This window comes from Hydrogenophaga sp. T66, assembly GCF_057219855.1.
Genome location: NZ_JBXVVX010000002.1, coordinates 118,894 through 134,841 on the forward strand (window position 1 = coordinate 118,894; position 15,948 = coordinate 134,841).

Below are 15,948 nucleotides of genomic sequence, written 5' to 3' on the forward strand. Positions count from 1 at the left end.
CGCGCGGCCCGATGACTCACACCGGCCGGGGAGAGCGCGCGCTGGCGCTGGGGCTGCTGGCGCTGGTGGCGGCGCCGCTGCTGGCCTCGGCCGCGCTGGCGCTGGGCGCGGCCCTGGACGCCGCCGCCTGGGCGGCCTGGCCCGCGCAGCCCGGGGCGCTGCGCGCGCTGGGCCTGACCTTGTTCACCGGCCTTGCGTCGACCGCGCTGGCCTGGTGGGCGTGCGCGGCCCTGCTGGCGCAGGCCGTGGTGCGGCGCCGCCTGGACAGGTTGCTGCGGGCGCTGCCGCCGCTGCTGGCCACACCTCACGCCGCCTTGGCCATCGGCCTGGTGTTTCTCCTCGCGCCCAGCGGCTGGCTGCTGCGCACTGTGTCGCCGTGGCTCACCGGCTTTGACGCGCCACCGCCCTGGCCCACCACGCAGGACCCCTGGGGACTGGGACTGATCGCGGCGCTGGTGGCCAAGGAAATTCCCTTTCTGCTCTGGTGCGCCGCCACGCAGCTGCAACGCGACGACGCATCCAGGCGCTGGCAGGCCGAGCACACCCTGGCCTGCACGCTCGGCTACCACCCGGTGCGGGCCTTCTGGCGGGTGGTGTGGCCGCCGCTGGCGCAGCGGCTGCGCTGGCCGCTGCTGGCGGTGCTGGCGTACGGGCTGACGGTGGTGGACATGGCGCTGGTGATCGGTCCGGCCTCGCCGCCCACGCTGGCGGTGCTGGCCTGGCAGTGGCTGCAGGACGCCGACCCCGCCATCCAGGCGCAGGGCGCGGCCGCCGGGCTGGCGCTCGCGCTGGTGGTGGGCGCCTGCGCGGCGCTGGTGCTGGCGCCCCGGCGACCGCGGCGCGCGGTGGACGGGCGTCGCGGGCCGGCGACGATGGGCTGGCGCCCCGGCGCCACCCTGCTGCTGGGCGCGTACGCGGCGGTGCTGGCGGCGCTGGCGGTGGGGAGCGTGAGCGGCGTGTGGGCCTTCCCGGCGCTGTGGCCGCAGACCTGGACGCTGGACGCGTGGCGCGCGGTCGGCGCGTCGGGCGCCACCGTGGGGACCACGCTGTGGCTGGCCGCGGGCAGCGCGGCGCTGGCGCTGGCCTGGAGCGTGGCGTGGCTGGAATGCGCTCCGCCGCGCTGGGACGCGGCGCTGCGCCCGCTGATCTACCTGCCGCTGCTGTTGCCGGCGGTGCTGTGGGTGGTCGGGCTGTACGCGCTGGGCCTGCGCCTGCGCCTGGAAGGCACGGCCGGCGGTCTGCTGCTGGCGCACACGCTGATGGCGCTGCCGTATGTGCTGCTCACCCTCAGCCCGGCCTACCAGGGCTTCGACCCGCGCTGCGCGGCGCTGTGCGCCAGCCTCGGCCACGGCCGCTGGACGCTGCTGTGGCGCGTGAAATGGCCGCTGCTGCGCCGCGCGCTGGCCTCGGCCGCGGCGGTGGGCTTTGCGGTCAGTGTGGCGCAGTACCTGCCCACGCTCTACCTCGGCGCGGGCCGCTGGTCCAGCGTGACGACCGAGGCGGTGACCCTGGCCGCCGGCGGTCAGCGCTCACTCACCAGCGCCTACGCTGCGTTGCAGTTCGCACTGCCGGTGCTGGGCTTCGCGCTGGCCGCCGCGCTCGGCCGCCCACGCCGCTTTCGGCCGGAGACGCCATGACGCTCGCACTGGACCTGCAGAGCCTGTCCGTGCGCGATCGGCCCATGCTGCGCGGTGTGACGCTGCGGGTGGCGCCGGGCGAAATCCTCACCGTCATGGGTCCCAGCGGCTGCGGCAAAAGCTCGCTGCTGGCCGTCGTCGCCGGCACGCTGGCGCCGCCCCTGCGCTGGACCGGCACGCTCACGCTCGACGGCACCGACCTCGCCAGCCTGCCTACCGCGCGGCGCGGCGTGGGCCTGCTGTTCCAGGACCCGCTGCTTTTCGCCCACCTGAGCGTGGCGGAGAACCTGCTGTTCGCCGTGCCGCCCGGTCCGCGCGCCGAGCGCCACGCGGCGGTGGACGCCGCGCTCGCGGAGGCCGGTCTGGCCGGCTGCGGCGAGCGCGACCCGGCCACGCTCTCCGGCGGCCAGCGCGCCCGCGTCGCGCTGATGCGCGCCCTGCTCGCGCGGCCCCGCGCGCTGCTGCTCGACGAGCCCTTCGCCGCGCTCGACGCCGCACTGCGCGCGCAGTTCCGCGCCTTCGTGTTCGACCACGTGCGCGAGCGCGGCATCCCCGCCCTGCTGGTCACGCACGACGCCGCCGACATCGCCGACCCGGCGCGCGTCCTGCGGCTGCCGTCGGCGCCCGACGCACCCGCCCATGCTTGACGCCCCGCTGCACGGCGCACTCAAGCCCGCGCTGGCGGCGCTGGCCCGGCCGCTGGCGCGCGCGGGCGTGGGCGCCGACGCGCTGAGCGTGGCGGGCTTCCTGATCGGGGCGCTGGGCGCGGTGGCGATCGCCGGCCGCTGGTACGGCACCGGGCTGGCGCTGATCCTGCTGTCGCGCCTGTGCGACGGGCTCGACGGCGCGGTGGCGCGGCTGCGCGGCCCCACCGACCGTGGCGCCTTCCTCGACATCACGCTGGACTTCCTGTTTTACGCCAGCGTGCCGCTGGCCTTCGCCTGGGCCGACCCGGCGCGCCACGCGCTGGCCGCGGCCACCTTGCTCGCCGCGTTCATCGGCACGGCCAGCAGCTTCCTGGCCTTCGCCGCACTGGCCGCGCGCCGCGGCCTGCAGGCCCCGCGCTTTCCCGACAAAGGCCTGTACTACCTCGGCGGACTCACCGGCGCCAGCGAAACCCTGCTCGTGTTTGCCGCCATGTGCCTCTGGCCCGCGGCCTTCGCGCCGCTGGCCTACGGCTTCGCCGCCCTGTGCGCGCTGACCACCGGCCTGCGGCTGGCGGCCGGCGCCCGACTGCTCGACTGAGCCGCCGTCAGCCCGCCCGCGCGCGCAGCCAGCCGGTGTAGCGCACCCAGTCGGCCGGCGTGTCGACATCCCAGCGCGCCGGCAGCTCGGCCCAGCGCGCACCAGCCGCCCGCAGCCGGTCACGGGTTTGCGCGGCCACGCGCTCGGTGCTCCAGTCGATCCCGTCGAACACGCCCGCCACCGGCCGGGCCAGGCCGATCAGCACGTAGCCGCCGTCCTCCGCCGGCGTGAGCACGGCATCGTGCGACGCCAGCGCGTCGGCGGCGGCCTGCAGGTCGGCGGCCGACAGCGCGGGCGCGTCGGTGCCCACGATCAGCAGCGGGCCGGCCGCGGGGCCCGTGAAATGCGCCTGGGCCACGGCCGCGAGCCGCGCGCCGAGGTCGCCCTCGGGCTGCGGGCGCAGGGGCACCCCGAAGCGCCGGTTCAGCGCGCGGAACAGGGGGTGCCGGACATCGGGCGCGGTCCACAGCGTGAGCGGGCCGAGGCTGGCGTCCCGTGCGGTGCGCAACGTGTGCAGCAACAGGGCGCGCTGGGCGCGGGCCGCCCCCGCCGCGCCCAGCAAGGGCGCCAGCCGCGTCTTGGCCAGCCCCGGCACGGGTGCCTTCGCCATCACCGCCACCGCGGCGCCGGCGCGCGGGCGGTAACCGTAGCGGCGGGCCAGCGACGCGGCGTCGGCGCCCAGCGCCCAGGCGGCGCGCAGGCGCCACATCAGCGCTATGGTGTGCCACGCGCCCTGCGCGTCCCAGCGGCGGCCGTCGGTGGTCACCCGCTCGCGCAGGCAAACCGGCGGGCCGTGGCGCGCAAGCAGGCGTGCGCTCAGGTCGATGTCCTCCATCAGCGGCAACGGCGCGAAGCCGCCCAGCGCCTCCCACGCGCGACGGCGCACGAACATCGCCTGGTCGCCGGTGGCGATGCCGCTCCAGCGCGAGCGGCGGTTCATCAACGCGGCCACCAGCGGCAACGCCGGGTGGCGGCCGGCGATGGTCACGTCGAAGCGGCCCCAGACCGCGCCCGCCAGCGCCCGCGCCACGAGCGCGTCGGCCTGCGGCGGCAGCGCCGTGTCGGCGTGGAGAAAGAGCAGGTGTGGCGCGCGGGCGAGCGCGGCGCCGGCATTGAGCTGGCTGGCGCGGCCGCGCGGGGCACGGACCACGCGGTCGGCGTGGACGGCGGCGAGGGTGGCCGTGCCATCGGTGCTGCCGCCATCGACCACGATGAGTTCGGCGCCGCGCGCGCGCAGCGGGGCGAGCGCGGCCAGCCGCGGGCCGATCGACGCGGCCTCGTTGAGCACGGGCACGACGATCGACAGCGAGGGCGGCGCCATCGGGGTGATCAGAGACGTCAGGCGGTCCATGCCTGCGCCTCCAGCGCCTCGATCTCGGCGGCGATCGCCCTCACCACGGTCGGGCTCAGGTAATGGTCGACCCGCTCGCGCACGTGAGCGACCAGCGCGTCGGGCCGGTCGTCGGCCGACCAGTTCTCGCCGTCGGCGCGCGGCGGGCGCGGGCTGAGGGCACGCCATTTGGCACACCAGGTGAGCGACCACAAGGCCATGGCGCGGCGCAGGTCGGCGTGCCAGGGACGGGCGGCCGCCGCCGGCGCGGCGCCGGCGTGGCGGGCCCAGGCCGCGTAGAAGGCGGCCACCGCTGCCGCGTCGAGTGTGGCGCGGCTGGCGAGGTCCCAGGTGGTGGAAGTGAGCAGCGTGGCGTGGGCCAGGTCCAGACCGGGCGGGCCATAGCGGCACTTCTCCAGGTCCACGAGCACGGCGCGGCCGTCCGGGCGGATCACGTAGTTGCCGGGATGGGCGTCAAAGGCGATCAGCGCCACCGGCGGCCGCGCCGCCCCGGCCAGACGGCGGCGCCACGCGGCGTTGAGGGCGTCGATGTCGCGGCGGGCGGCGGGGTCGAGCCCGGCGGCGTCGAGGTGGACCGCCTGGCGGTCGATTTCCGCGGCGAGGTCGGCGAGCGGGTCGGCCGGCGCCGCCAGCGGCGCCGGCTGCGGGGGGTGCGGCAGGCGGTGCAGCGCGGCAAGCGCCTGCGCGATGGCGTCGAGATCGCCGGGCAGGCGGGCCGGCCGACCCACGATCTCCTCCACGAGCAGACCGCCGCGCGGCAGGGGGTCCGAGGGCGGCAGCACCGCGTGCAGCCGGGGCGTGTGGCCGCTGGGAGCGGCGCGGTCGAAACACGCGGCCTGGTGGCGCAGGTTGTCGGCCGCGGGCAGGTCGAGCTGGCTGTTGAGCGGCAGGCGCGCCAGCAGCCCGGTGCCGGCCAGGCGCACGTGGCGGTGGGCCAGGCCGGTGTCGGGCAGCGGCTGCAGCGGCGCGTCGGCGCCCGGGTGGCGGGCGGCGCGCAGGGCGCGGCCCAGGGCGGCGCAGAGGGCGTCCGGGACCGGGTCGTTGGCGGCGGCGGCAGGCAATTTCGGGGACTTCAAGGGCGAGGTAAGGGGTCTCAGTAAGAATAGGCCTCGCGGGCCGACCACCGCGCAACGGGCCGCGGGGCCTGATGAAAGACCTGTCGTGAAACTGCGCCAAAGCTTACTGGTGATCGGCCTGCTGGCCGTGGCGGCCGCCGTGGTGGCCCTGGACCTGACCCGCTTCCTGAGCCTGGAGGCGCTGCGCGACAGCCAGGCGCGGCTGGTGGCCTGGCAGGCGCAGGCGCCGCTGCAGGTGGCCGCGCTGTACTTCGTGGTGTACGTGGCCGCGACGGCGCTGTCGCTGCCGGGCGCCACGGTGATCACCCTGGCCGGCGGCGCGCTGTTCGGCCTGGGCTGGGGCACGCTGATCGTGTCCTTCGCCTCCAGCCTGGGCGCGACGCTGGCCTTCCTCACGGCGCGCACGCTGCTGCGCGACGCGGTGCGTCAGCGCCTGGGCGACCGGCTGGCGCCGATCGACGCCGGCGTGGCGCGCGACGGCGCCTTCTACCTGTTCTCGCTGCGGCTGATCCCGGTGGTGCCCTTCTTTGTGATCAACCTCGCGATGGGGCTGACGGCGATGCGCACCTGGACCTTCTACTGGGTGAGCCAGCTCGGCATGCTGGCCGGCACCCTGGTGTACGTGAACGCGGGCACGCAGCTGGCGCAGCTCACCTCGCTGCGCGATGTGCTGAGCCCGGGCGTGCTGGGTGCCTTTGTGTTGCTGGGCGTGTTTCCGCTGCTGGCGCGGCGGGTGATGGCGCTGCTGCAGCGCCGCCGGGTGTACCGCCCGTGGGCCGGTCAGCGGCCGCGCCGGTTCGACCGCAACCTGATCGTCATCGGCGGCGGCGCCGGTGGCCTGGTGACCGCCTACATCGCGGCGGCGGTGAAGGCGCGCGTGACGCTGGTGGAACAGCACCGCCTGGGCGGCGACTGCCTGAACACGGGCTGCGTGCCGAGCAAGGCGCTGATCCGCGTGGCGCGCGCGGCGCACCAGATGCGCCACGCCAGCCGCTTCGGTCTGACCGACGCCGAACCGGGCGTGCGCTGGCCCGCGGTGATGGCGCGGGTGCGTGAGGTGATCCGCGCGATCGAACCGCACGACAGCGTGGAGCGCTACACCGCGCTCGGCGTGGACGTGGCGCTCGGGCGCGCGACGCTGGTCAATCCCTGGACGGTGCGCATCGACCACGCCGACGGCCGCCAGCGCACGCTCACGGCGCGCAGCATCGTGATCGCCGCCGGCGCGGCCCCGGTGGTGCCCGACCTGCCGGGGCTGGCCGGCGTCTGCCTCACCAGCGACACCCTGTGGGACCGGCTGGCCGCGCGCGCCGAGGCGCCCCGGCGCGTGGTGGTGCTCGGTGGCGGCCCGATCGGCTGCGAGCTGGCGCAGGCGCTGGCGCGGCTGGGCGTGGCCGTGACGGTGGTGGAGCAGGCGCCGCGCCTGCTGGCGCGCGAAGACGCTGACGCCGCGGCGCTGGTGGCGCAGAGCCTCGCGGCCGACGGCGTGACCGTGATGACCGGCTGGGCCGCGCAGCGGGCCGAGGCGGTGGGCGACGGGCGCGTGCTGGTGGTGGCGCGCGATGGCGTCGAGCAGCGGCTGGAAGCCGACGAGCTGATCGTGGCGGTCGGGCGCCGCGCCCGGCTCAGCGGCTATGGGCTCGAGGCGCTGGGCATCCCGACCGACCGGGTGGTGCTCACCAACGACTACCTGCAGACGGTGTTTCCCCACATCTACGCGGCCGGCGACGTGGCCGGGCCGCACCAGCTGACCCACGCCGCCGCCCACCAGGCCTGGTACGCGGCGGTCAACGCGCTGTTCGGCGACATCAAGTCGTTCAAGGTGGACGACCGGGTGATGCCGCGCGTGACCTTCACCGAGCCGGAGGTGGCCTCCGTGGGCCTCACCGAGGAGCAGGCGCGCGAGCGGGGCGTGGCGGTGGAGGTCACGCGCTACGGCATCGACGACCTCGACCGCGCCATCGCCGACGGTGAGGCGCATGGGTTTGTGAAGGTGCTCACCGCGCCGGGCAAGGACCGCATCCTCGGCGTGACCATCGTCGGCGCCCACGCCGGCGAGCTGCTGGCGGAATACACGCTGGCCATGAAACACGGCCTCGGTCTGAACCGGGTGCTCGGCACCGTCCACCCCTACCCCACGATGGCGGAGGCCAACAAGTACGCCGCCGGCGAGTGGAAGCGGGCGCACGCGCCGCAGCGGCTGCTGGCCTGGGTGGCGCGTTTTCACACGTGGCGCCGCGGCGGGGACGGGAACCCGGCCCGCGCCGCCGGGTCCGACGTCGCATGACCGCTCTGCCCGGCTTGCCGCGTCCACCCGGTGCCCCCCGGCGCCGAGCGCTGCTGCCCGCGGCCGCGCTGGCGCTGCTCGCGGCCGGCCCCGCCCCAGCGGCCGACCCGCCGGCGCCCGCCGCGCCCGCGCCCCTGCCCGCGCTGCGGGCGGGCGAGGCGCTCGATCCGGGCTGGCGACTGGTCGCCCTGCCGGGTGACCCGCCCAAGGCGCCGGCCACCGCCTTTGAGCCGGGTACGGCCGACGGCGTGGCGGGCGTGCGGGTGCGGGTCGCCGGCTCCTACGGCAACCTGGTCCACGCGGTCGACGCCACCGCCGCCCAGCGGCTGCAGTGGCGCTGGCGCCTGGACGAGCCGCTGGCGGGCGGGCAGACGCCGGCCGACATCCTGGAGCGGCGCGGCGACGATGCGGCGCTGAAGGTGTGCGTGCTGTTCGACCACGCGCTGGACCGCGTGCCCTTCGTGGAGCGCCAGGTGCTGCGCGTGGCGCGGCGCGTCAGCGGCGAGCCCCTGCCGGCGGCCACGGTCTGCTACCTGTGGGACAGCACCTACCCCGCCGAGCTGAGCGCGGCGAACCCGTACACGCGCCGGGTGCGCTTCATCAGCCTGCGCGGGCGCGAGGCGCCGCTGGCGCGCTGGGTGGACGAATCGCGCGACGTGGCCCAGGACCTGCGCCGCCTGTTCGCCGACGAGCTGCCGGCCGACGCGCCGCTGCCGCGCATCACGCAGGTGCTGGTGGGTGGCGATGGCGACAACACCGGCGCGCGCGCCAGCGGCTGGATCGCCCAGATCCGCTGGGCCCCGACGGCCCCGTAACATCGCGGTCCATGCCGACCGGACGCCGCCACCTTGTGCTGCTGGGCGCAGGGCACGCGCACCTGGCGGTGTTGCAGGCCCTGCGCGAGCGCCACCCCGCCGACCTCGCGGTCACGCTGGTGTCGCCCTACCCGTTCCAGGTCTACAGCGGCATGGTGCCGGGCGTGATTGCCGGGCGCTACCCGGTGGAGGCCTGCCAGATCCCGCTGGAGCCGCTCGCCCGCGCCGCCCACGTGCGCTGGCTGCCCGGGCGCGCCGTCGCCGTCGACGCGGCCGGACGCACAGTGGAGGTCGCCGCACCCGGCGGCGCGCGGCAAAGCCTCGCCTGGGACCTGCTGTCGCTGGACACGGGTGGCGTGGTCGAGCGGACCTGGCTCGACGCCCACCTCCCCGGCGCAAGCACCCACGCGCTCGCCGTGCGGCCGATCGAAGGCTTTGTGCGGCTGTGGCCGCAGGTGGTGGCGCTGGCCCAGGCGCGGCCGATCTCGCTGGCAGTGATCGGGGCGGGCGCGGCCGGCATCGAGCTGGTGACGGCGGCGGCGCAGCGGCTGGCGCGCGACGGCGTGGCCGGCTCGCGCTGCACGCTCATCACCGGCGGCGGCGAGGTCGCCGCCAGCTACCCGCCGGGCGTGCAGGCGCGAGTGCGGCGCGGGCTGGAGCGGCTGGGCATCACGGTGCTGCGCGAGGCCTGCGTGGGCATCGAGGCCGGCGGCGTGCGCCTGGGCAACGGCGCCACGCTGGCCTGCGACGCGCCGCTGCTGGCCCTGGGCACACAAGCGCCGGCGTGGCTGGCCGACAGCGGTCTGGCGCTCGGCGAGCACGGGCACGTGGCAGTCAACGCCTGCCAGCAAAGCACCAGCCACCCGGCCGTGTTCGCCGCCGGCGACGTGGCCGACCGCACGGACCGGCCGCACCCGCGCAGCGGGGTGTATGCCGTGCGGGCGGGACCGGCGCTGGCCCACAACCTGCTTGCCGCCCACGACGGGCGGCCGCTGCGCGAGCACCACCCGCCCCGGCACACCCTCAACCTGCTGTCCTGCGGCGCAGGCCACGCGATCGCCAGCCACGGCCGCTGGAGCGCCGCGGGGGCCTGGGCCTGGTGGTGGAAGGACCGCATCGACCGCGGCTTCGTGGCGCGTCACACGCTGGCCGACCCGCCGAACGCCGGCCCGAGCCACAGCCCCAACCCCAGCCCCAACCCCAGCCAGTTACCCGGACCAAAAGCCTGAGCCCGCGCGGTCAGCAGCCGAGCTGCGCGGCGAGGTCGTTCAGGTCGCGCGCGTGGAAGGTGTTGGCCGGGTCGGGCGACACGTCCTTGGGCCGCGCCGCGCCGAACTCCAGCGGCCGCTCGATGTAAGCCGTGCGCAGCCCACAGGCGCGCGCCGCGGCGAGGTCGTCCTGGTGCGCCGCCACCAGCATCACGCGCTGCGGCGGCAGGTCAAACACCGCCGCGGCACCCAGGTAGGTGGCGGGATCGGGCTTGTAGGCGCGAAACACCTCGGCCGACAGCACACAGTCCCACGGCAGACCGGCGCGCTTGGCCATGTTGGTGAGCAGGCCGACGTTGCCGTTGGACAGCGAGGCGATGGTGAAGCGCGACTTCAGCCGGGTCAGCCCCGCCACGCTGTCGGGCCAGGCATCCAGCCGATGCCACACGCGGTTGAGCTCGCGCCGCGCGGCGTCGTCCAGGTGATCCAGCCCGAAGCGCGGCAGGATGTCATCGAGGATCAGGCGGTGCAGCTCGTCGATGCGCGTCCAGCCGAGCTCGCCACTGCGCACGCGCTGCATCGCCGGCTGGTAGCCCGCGCGCCAGGCCAGCGCGAAGGCGTCGGCGTCCACCCCCGGGTGACGCGCCGCCACCTCCCGCGCGATGCTGCCGTGCCAGTCAACCACGGTGCCGAAGATGTCGAAGACGAGGAGGGACAGGTCGGTTGGGGAGGTGGGATGGGCGGAACTCATGGTGGTCAATCAGCCAGCAGATCAGGGACGGTGCAACAGACGGCGCCACGACCAGACAGGCCAGTCGGAGCGGGCCTGATCGGCATCTCCCCCATGGATGACCGCGCCACCGCTGAGGTGGGCCGGGTGGTCCTTGGCGAACTGGCGCAGGCCGAGGAAAAAGTCCGGGTTCACGGTGGCGCCAGCCTTGATCTCGATGGCGTGCTGCCGCCCGCCCACGTCGAGCAACAGATCCACCTCGTGGCCACCGGCATCGCGGTAGAAATGCAGCGGCGCCGATTCGCCCCGGTTGAAACGGTCCTTGAGCGCCTCGACCACGATGAAATTCTCGAACAGCGCGCCCCACAGGGGGTCGCGCCGCACCTGGGCGGGCTCGCGCAGGCCCAGCAACCAGCAGGCCAGGCCAACATCGCAGAAGTAAAGCTTGGGGCTCTTGATCAGGCGCTTGCCACTGTTCACGAACCAGGGTGGCAGCAAGTGCACGAGAAAACTGGTCTGCAGCAGGTCGATCCACGCCCGGGCAGTGGGTTGGGTGATGCCGCAGTCGTTGGCGAGGCTGCTCAGGTTGAGGAGCTGGCCAACGCGGCCGGCGCACAGACGGACAAAACGGTCGAAGCGCTGCAGGTCATGCACGGCGGCGAGCTGCCGCAGGTCGCGCTCGACGTAGGTCGCGAAATAGTCGCCCAAGGCCTGGGACGGATCCAGCCGGCGGTCGTGGATCCGGGGCATGAAGCCGGTCAACAGCCAGGCACCCAGATCGTGACCCATCATCTCCGGCCGCCAACTCGCCACCTCCGCCGCGGTGAATGGCAGCAATCTCAGGACAGCGGTGCGCCCGGCCAGCGACTGCGATACGCCATGCATCAGCTCGAACTGCTGGCTGCCCGTGAGGATGAAACGGCCTGGCGTTGGGTCCGCATCGACCACGGACTGCAGGTAAGCCGTGATCTCGGGAGCCCGCTGCACCTCATCGAATATCGCTCCGGCCGGGTATCCGGCCAGGAAGCCCCGCGGGTCCTCGAGCGCGAACCGTCGTGTGTCCGGGTCTTCGAGCGTGACGTACGGCAGATCAGCGCGGGTCGCCCGGGCGAGGGTGGTCTTCCCGCTTTGCCGAGGACCGGTCAGGGTGACCACCGGGTACTGCGACAGCAGGCGATCAAACAGGGGCTGTATGTGGCGCGGCTGCATGCGGACAGTATGCACCGCTTCTGCAAATTCAAGAATTGTTTTTCAATTTGCAGAAACAGGGCAATGCGAGGGATCAATCCACCCGCAAGCGCACACCGTCTGCCGTCGGCGCCATCACCTCGCCGATTTCGGCCGCGTGGGCAAATCCGTGGCGGCGGAAGGTGTCGAGCACGGCGCCCACGGCTTCGGGCGCGCAGGAAACGAGCAGGCCGCCGCTGGTCTGGGGGTCGGACAGCAGGGCCTGGTCGACCGCATCGCGGCCGGCGCCCAGCCGGATCTCGGCGCCGTAGGCGGCCCAGTTGCGGCCGGAGGCGCCGGTGACGAGGCCCGCGCCGGCCAGGGCGCGCACGCCCTCGATCAGCGGGATCGCGTCCATCGACAGACGGACCGCGAGACCGGCACCGCGCGCGATCTCCAGCGCGTGGCCAGCCAGGCCGAAGCCGGTCACGTCGGTGAGCGCGTGCACGCCGGCCAGCCGCGCGAGGTCGGGGCCCGGCGTGTTGAGCTGGGTGGTCGTGGCGATCATCTGCGCGTAACCGCCGGCATCCAGGCGCTCCTTTTTCAGCGCGGCCGACAAGACGCCCACACCCAGCGGCTTGCCCAGCACCAGCCGGTCGCCGGCGCGGGCGTCGGCGTTGCGCTTCACGCGGTCGGGATGGACCAGCCCCAGCGCCACGAGGCCGTAAATGGGTTCGACCGAGTCGATGGTGTGGCCGCCCGCGATCGGAATGCCGGCGGCGGCGCACACGTCGCGCCCGCCCTGCAGGATGCGGCCGATGGTGGCGGTGGACAACACGTTGATCGGCATGCCGACCAGCGCCAGGGCCAGGATCGGCGTGCCGCCCATGGCGTAGACGTCGCTGATCGCGTTGGTGGCGGCGATGCGCCCGAAGTCGTGCGGATCGTCCACGATGGGCATGAAGAAGTCGGTGGTGGCGATCAGGGCCTGCTCGTCGTTGAGGCGGTACACGGCCGCGTCGTCGGCGGTCTCGATGCCCACCAGCAGCTCGGGCGGCAGCGGCATCTGGGCCGTGCCCTTGAGGATTTCGCTGAGCACGCCGGGGGCGATCTTGCAGCCGCAGCCACCGCCGTGAGAGAGGCTGGTCAGGCGGGGTTCGGTCGGGGACGTCTGGGGTGCGTTCATGGAAGGGCTTTCCGGTTCAGTGGGTGGGGCCGAGCTCGCGCAAGACGCCGAGCAGCGCGGCGCGCTCGGCGGCCGGATCGAAGAGCGCGGCTCGCTGGGCGCATTGTGCGGCGAGCGCGTCCAGGGGCCCGCCGGGTTGCCCCAGGCCGGCGCGGCAGGCGCGCAGACGGTCGACCAGCGCGGCCGCGTCGCCGGCGGGGAAATAGCCCGCGTAGCCGTCGCCGAGCATCCCGATGTTGCCGTCGATGTGGGACGCGAGCACCGGCGTGCCGCAGCGCACCGCCTCCAGGATCGCGTGGGCGCCGCCCTCCAGGCGACTGGTGTGCACCAGCAGATGCGCGCGCTGGATCCGGCGCAACACGGCCTCGTGGGGCACGCCGCCGAGCCATCGGTAGTGCGGGCAGTCGGCCGCGGTGGCGCGAGCCGCCTCACCCAGCCCGGCATCGAGCGCGGCGCCGATGTGGACCAGGCGGATTCCCTCGGTCGGCGCCAGCTGGCGCGCCGCCTCCCACAAGGTCTGAGGCCACTTTTCATCCCGCAGGTGCCCGACCATCACGGCCGTGAGCACGCGATCGGGCTTGACGAGCGGACGTCGGGTCGGACCGGACTGGAACACGACCCGACACCGCGCTCGCCACGCGGCAGGCACGGCCTGCGGCGCGCGTTCCTGCAGCACGATGAGCCGGTGGGCCAGGGCCAGGGAGTGGCGGGCCGATGCGTCGACGGCGATGTCCCGGTACAGGTCGGTGCCGGTGAGGGCCACCACGAGCGGGGCATTCGGCCGCGACGCAGCCCAGGCGGCGATCGAGGCGGCAGAACGCCGGGCGTGCAGCGCCACGAGCGCGGCCGCGGTGTCCGGTACCGCCGGGTCGGGCCACTGGCGCGTCAGCACCACCCGATAATGGCCGCCGAGCAGCCGCGCCCAGCGGCGTGCGGTCTGCCAGTTGCCGTTGTTCGCGTCGGCCAGGGCAGGCGTCACGATGCACAGCACGGGTTTGGGAGGGGTGGTCATGTCAGGCTCGATTGTGGAACCCGGCGACGCGCCTTGCTGGGTGGAGGCGGAAAGGGCCCGCCGCGCGGGGGCGGACGAGCTCGCCGGCCTCCTCGCTGCGGCCCGCGCCCGCACGCTGGCGCTGCTGGACGACTACGTCGACAACCTGGGGCCCGCGATGCCAGTGCCTCAGGCCGACAGCCTGAACCCGCCCCATTGGGAGTTTGGGCACATCGGCTGGTTTGCCGACTGGTGGATTGCCCGGTTTACCGATCGCCTGCGGGGGCGGCACGCGCCCCCCGACACGCCGCGACGCCCGGCCCGGCAGGCCGCCCGGGGCGAGGACGCGGACGCGCTGTACGACAGCAGCCGCGTGCGCCACGACGACCGCTGGGGGCTGCCGCTGCCCCCGCTGTCCGCGCTGCGCGACGACCTCGCTGCCAGCCTTCAGGACACCCAGGCCGCGCTGCGAGGCATGCCCGACGACCTGAGCGAGATCCATCTCGACAACGCGCTGTATTTCCACCGACTCGCGCTTTTTCACGAGGCCATGCACGCCGAGGCCCTGGTCTACATGGCGCAAACCCTGGGCATCAACCTGCGCGAGAGCGCACCGGGGCCGGCCGGCGCCCCGGCGGGTTCGGTGCGCGTGGCGGGGGAGGCGTGGGTGCTGGGCTGGCCAACCGGGGGGTTCGCGTTTGACAACGAGTGCGGACGCGCGGTCGTGGTGGTGGAGCCGTTCGACATCGACGCGAGCCCGGTCGACTGGTCGCGCTACCTGCCTGCGGTGGAAGCCGGGGCCGTGCCGCTGCCGCGTGACGTGCGCCACACCGGCAGCGGCTGGGCGGTGCGTCAGGGCGCCCGCTGGCGCGCGGTGGAGCCCGATGCGCCGGTGTGCCACGTGAGCTGGCACGAGGCCCGGGCCTGGTGCGACTGGGCGGGTCGGCGTCTGCCGACCGAGGCGGAATGGGAGATCGCGGCCATGACAGCGCCGGGCTTCGCCTGGGGCCGCGTGTGGGAATGGACCGCCACACCATTCGCGCCCTTCGAGGGCTTTGAGCCCCACCCCTACCGCGACTACTCCGCCCCCTGGTTCGACGGCCGCCCGGTGCTCAAAGGCGCGTCCTGGGCGACCGACCCGATCCTGCGCCACCCCCGTTACCGCAACTACTACCCGGCGCACCGCAACGACCCGCTGGTGGGCTTCCGCAGCGTCGCCCGCTGATCGATCACCGTGGCTCAGGCCGGCGCCCAGAACACGCTGAACCAGCCGCGCGCGTCGGTCCAGTGGACCGGCTCACCGAAACCAGCCGCCTGGAGCAGGCGGGTGAAGTCGGCTGGTGCCCATTTCCAGGAGTTTTCGGTGTGGATGCGCTCGCCGTCCTCAAACCGCCACGTGCCGGCCGCGTGCGACACACACTGGACACCGTCGGCCTGCAGGTGCATTTCGATGCGCGAGTCGGCTTCGTTGTAGAAGGCGACGTGCCGCCAGGCGCCGGGCCGGAAATCGGACCCCAGCCACCGGTTGACGTGGCGCAGCAGGTTGCGGTTGAAGGCGGCGGTCACGCCCAGGGGATCGTCGTAGGCCGGCTCCAGCACATCACGCGCCTTCACGCGGTCCACCCCGATCAGCAATCCGCCGCCAGGCCCGCCGGCACGGCAGAGCGCGTGGGCCTGGGTCAGCAGGGCCAGCGCCTCGGCCGGCGCAAAGTTGCCGATGCTGGACCCGGGGTACAACACCACGCGCGGCACCGAGCCGCCGCCGACCCCGGCCAGCCAGGTCTCGGCGGCGTCGGGCAAGTCCAGCCGGGCCGCGAAGTCGATGCCCAGGCCCAGCAGCGGCAGGCTGGGATGGCGCTGCGCCATCGCGCGCAACGCGTCACCAAGGTAATCGGACGAGAAGTCGAGCGCGACGTAGGCGCGGGGGCGCAGGAGGTCAAACAGGCGCTCGGCTTTCGCGCCGTTGCCGGCGCCCAGGTCAAACCACGCCGCACCGCGCGGCACCCGGCGGGCCAGGTCATCGCGGCAGGCGGCCACGATCGCCGCTTCGGTGCGCGTGGGGTAGTACTCGTCGAGCTCGCAGATCGCGTCAAACAGCCGCGAGCCGAGTGCGTCGTACAGGAACTTCGGCGCGATCCGGGCGGGTCGCTGCGACAGGCCGTCCCGCAATTCGGCGCGCACAGCCTGCGCGTCGAGGCGGTGGCCATGAATCAGGTGGGGCGATGGGGTCATGCAAGGGGCGGCGTGCGAGAAGG

Annotated in this window: 14 protein-coding genes; 7 read left to right on the forward strand and 7 right to left on the reverse strand. The window is 74.4% G+C overall.

Annotated features, from left to right (window positions below):
- Window positions 1–11: 11 nt before the first annotated feature.
- The 3 genes from AC2D80_RS09560 to AC2D80_RS09570 are packed head-to-tail and all read left to right on the forward strand — an operon-like array spanning window position 12 to window position 2,882.
- The gene (locus AC2D80_RS09560) at window positions 12–1,637 is read left to right on the forward strand and encodes an ABC transporter permease family protein (protein ID WP_484632784.1); all 1,626 of its coding nucleotides are present in this window, start codon (window positions 12–14) and stop codon (window positions 1,635–1,637) included.
- Window positions 1,634–2,284 carry an ATP-binding cassette domain-containing protein gene (locus AC2D80_RS09565; RefSeq protein WP_484632785.1) on the forward strand — a complete coding sequence of 217 codons (651 nt, stop codon included), beginning with the start codon at window positions 1,634–1,636 and terminating at the stop codon, window positions 2,282–2,284. The genes AC2D80_RS09560 and AC2D80_RS09565 overlap by 4 nt, the downstream gene beginning before the upstream one ends.
- Window positions 2,277–2,882, forward strand: coding sequence for a CDP-alcohol phosphatidyltransferase family protein (locus AC2D80_RS09570; RefSeq protein WP_484632786.1), 606 nt, complete (start codon window positions 2,277–2,279; stop codon window positions 2,880–2,882). The genes AC2D80_RS09565 and AC2D80_RS09570 overlap by 8 nt, the downstream gene beginning before the upstream one ends.
- 7 nt (window positions 2,883–2,889) lie before the next feature.
- Here the strand turns inward: AC2D80_RS09570 and AC2D80_RS09575 are convergent, their stop codons facing one another.
- Both AC2D80_RS09575 and AC2D80_RS09580 read right to left on the reverse strand, forming a co-directional pair.
- A complete protein-coding gene (locus tag AC2D80_RS09575; RefSeq protein WP_484632787.1) occupies window positions 2,890–4,233 on the reverse strand; it encodes a TIGR04283 family arsenosugar biosynthesis glycosyltransferase in 1,344 nt (447 codons plus the stop codon).
- Window positions 4,221–5,294, reverse strand: coding sequence for a phosphotransferase family protein (locus AC2D80_RS09580; RefSeq protein WP_484632788.1), 1,074 nt, complete (start codon window positions 5,292–5,294; stop codon window positions 4,221–4,223). Before AC2D80_RS09580 ends, AC2D80_RS09575 begins: the two co-directional genes overlap by 13 nt.
- Before the next feature lie 100 nt (window positions 5,295–5,394).
- On the opposite strand from AC2D80_RS09580, the gene AC2D80_RS09585 reads away from it, so the two are divergent.
- The 3 genes from AC2D80_RS09585 to AC2D80_RS09595 are packed head-to-tail and all read left to right on the forward strand — an operon-like array spanning window position 5,395 to window position 9,640.
- Window positions 5,395–7,596, forward strand: coding sequence for an FAD-dependent oxidoreductase (locus AC2D80_RS09585; protein ID WP_484632789.1), 2,202 nt, complete (start codon window positions 5,395–5,397; stop codon window positions 7,594–7,596).
- Complete coding sequence (locus AC2D80_RS09590; RefSeq protein WP_484632790.1) at window positions 7,593–8,411, forward strand: DUF3047 domain-containing protein; 819 nt, start codon at window positions 7,593–7,595, stop codon at window positions 8,409–8,411. Before AC2D80_RS09585 ends, AC2D80_RS09590 begins: the two co-directional genes overlap by 4 nt.
- Window positions 8,412–8,422: 11 nt before the next feature.
- On the forward strand, window positions 8,423–9,640 hold the full coding sequence (locus tag AC2D80_RS09595) for an FAD-dependent oxidoreductase (RefSeq protein WP_484632791.1): 1,218 nt from the start codon (window positions 8,423–8,425) through the stop codon (window positions 9,638–9,640).
- A 10-nt stretch (window positions 9,641–9,650) separates the two neighbouring features.
- On the opposite strand, the gene AC2D80_RS09600 is transcribed toward AC2D80_RS09595, so the two are convergent.
- From AC2D80_RS09600 to senB, 4 genes are all read right to left on the reverse strand, one after another.
- Window positions 9,651–10,370 (reverse strand): haloacid dehalogenase type II, encoded by a 720-nt coding sequence (locus AC2D80_RS09600; RefSeq protein ID WP_484632792.1) that lies wholly within the window; start codon window positions 10,368–10,370, stop codon window positions 9,651–9,653.
- A gap of 21 nt (window positions 10,371–10,391) precedes the next feature.
- The gene (locus tag AC2D80_RS09605; RefSeq protein ID WP_484632793.1) at window positions 10,392–11,558 is read right to left on the reverse strand and encodes an ATP-binding protein; all 1,167 of its coding nucleotides are present in this window, start codon (window positions 11,556–11,558) and stop codon (window positions 10,392–10,394) included.
- A 73-nt stretch (window positions 11,559–11,631) separates the two neighbouring features.
- The gene (selD, locus tag AC2D80_RS09610; RefSeq protein ID WP_484632794.1) at window positions 11,632–12,702 is read right to left on the reverse strand and encodes a selenide, water dikinase SelD; all 1,071 of its coding nucleotides are present in this window, start codon (window positions 12,700–12,702) and stop codon (window positions 11,632–11,634) included.
- A gap of 16 nt (window positions 12,703–12,718) precedes the next feature.
- Window positions 12,719–13,714 carry a selenoneine biosynthesis selenosugar synthase SenB gene (senB, locus tag AC2D80_RS09615; protein ID WP_484632795.1) on the reverse strand — a complete coding sequence of 332 codons (996 nt, stop codon included), beginning with the start codon at window positions 13,712–13,714 and terminating at the stop codon, window positions 12,719–12,721.
- Here senB and senA point away from each other — a divergent pair.
- Complete coding sequence (senA, locus tag AC2D80_RS09620) at window positions 13,713–14,918, forward strand: selenoneine synthase SenA (RefSeq protein ID WP_484632796.1); 1,206 nt, start codon at window positions 13,713–13,715, stop codon at window positions 14,916–14,918. The genes senB and senA overlap by 2 nt on opposite strands.
- 14 nt (window positions 14,919–14,932) lie before the next feature.
- Here senA and egtD read toward each other — a convergent pair whose 3' ends face one another.
- Window positions 14,933–15,925 carry an L-histidine N(alpha)-methyltransferase gene (gene egtD / locus AC2D80_RS09625; protein WP_484632797.1) on the reverse strand — a complete coding sequence of 331 codons (993 nt, stop codon included), beginning with the start codon at window positions 15,923–15,925 and terminating at the stop codon, window positions 14,933–14,935.
- Between the last annotated feature and the right edge of the window lie 23 nt (window positions 15,926–15,948).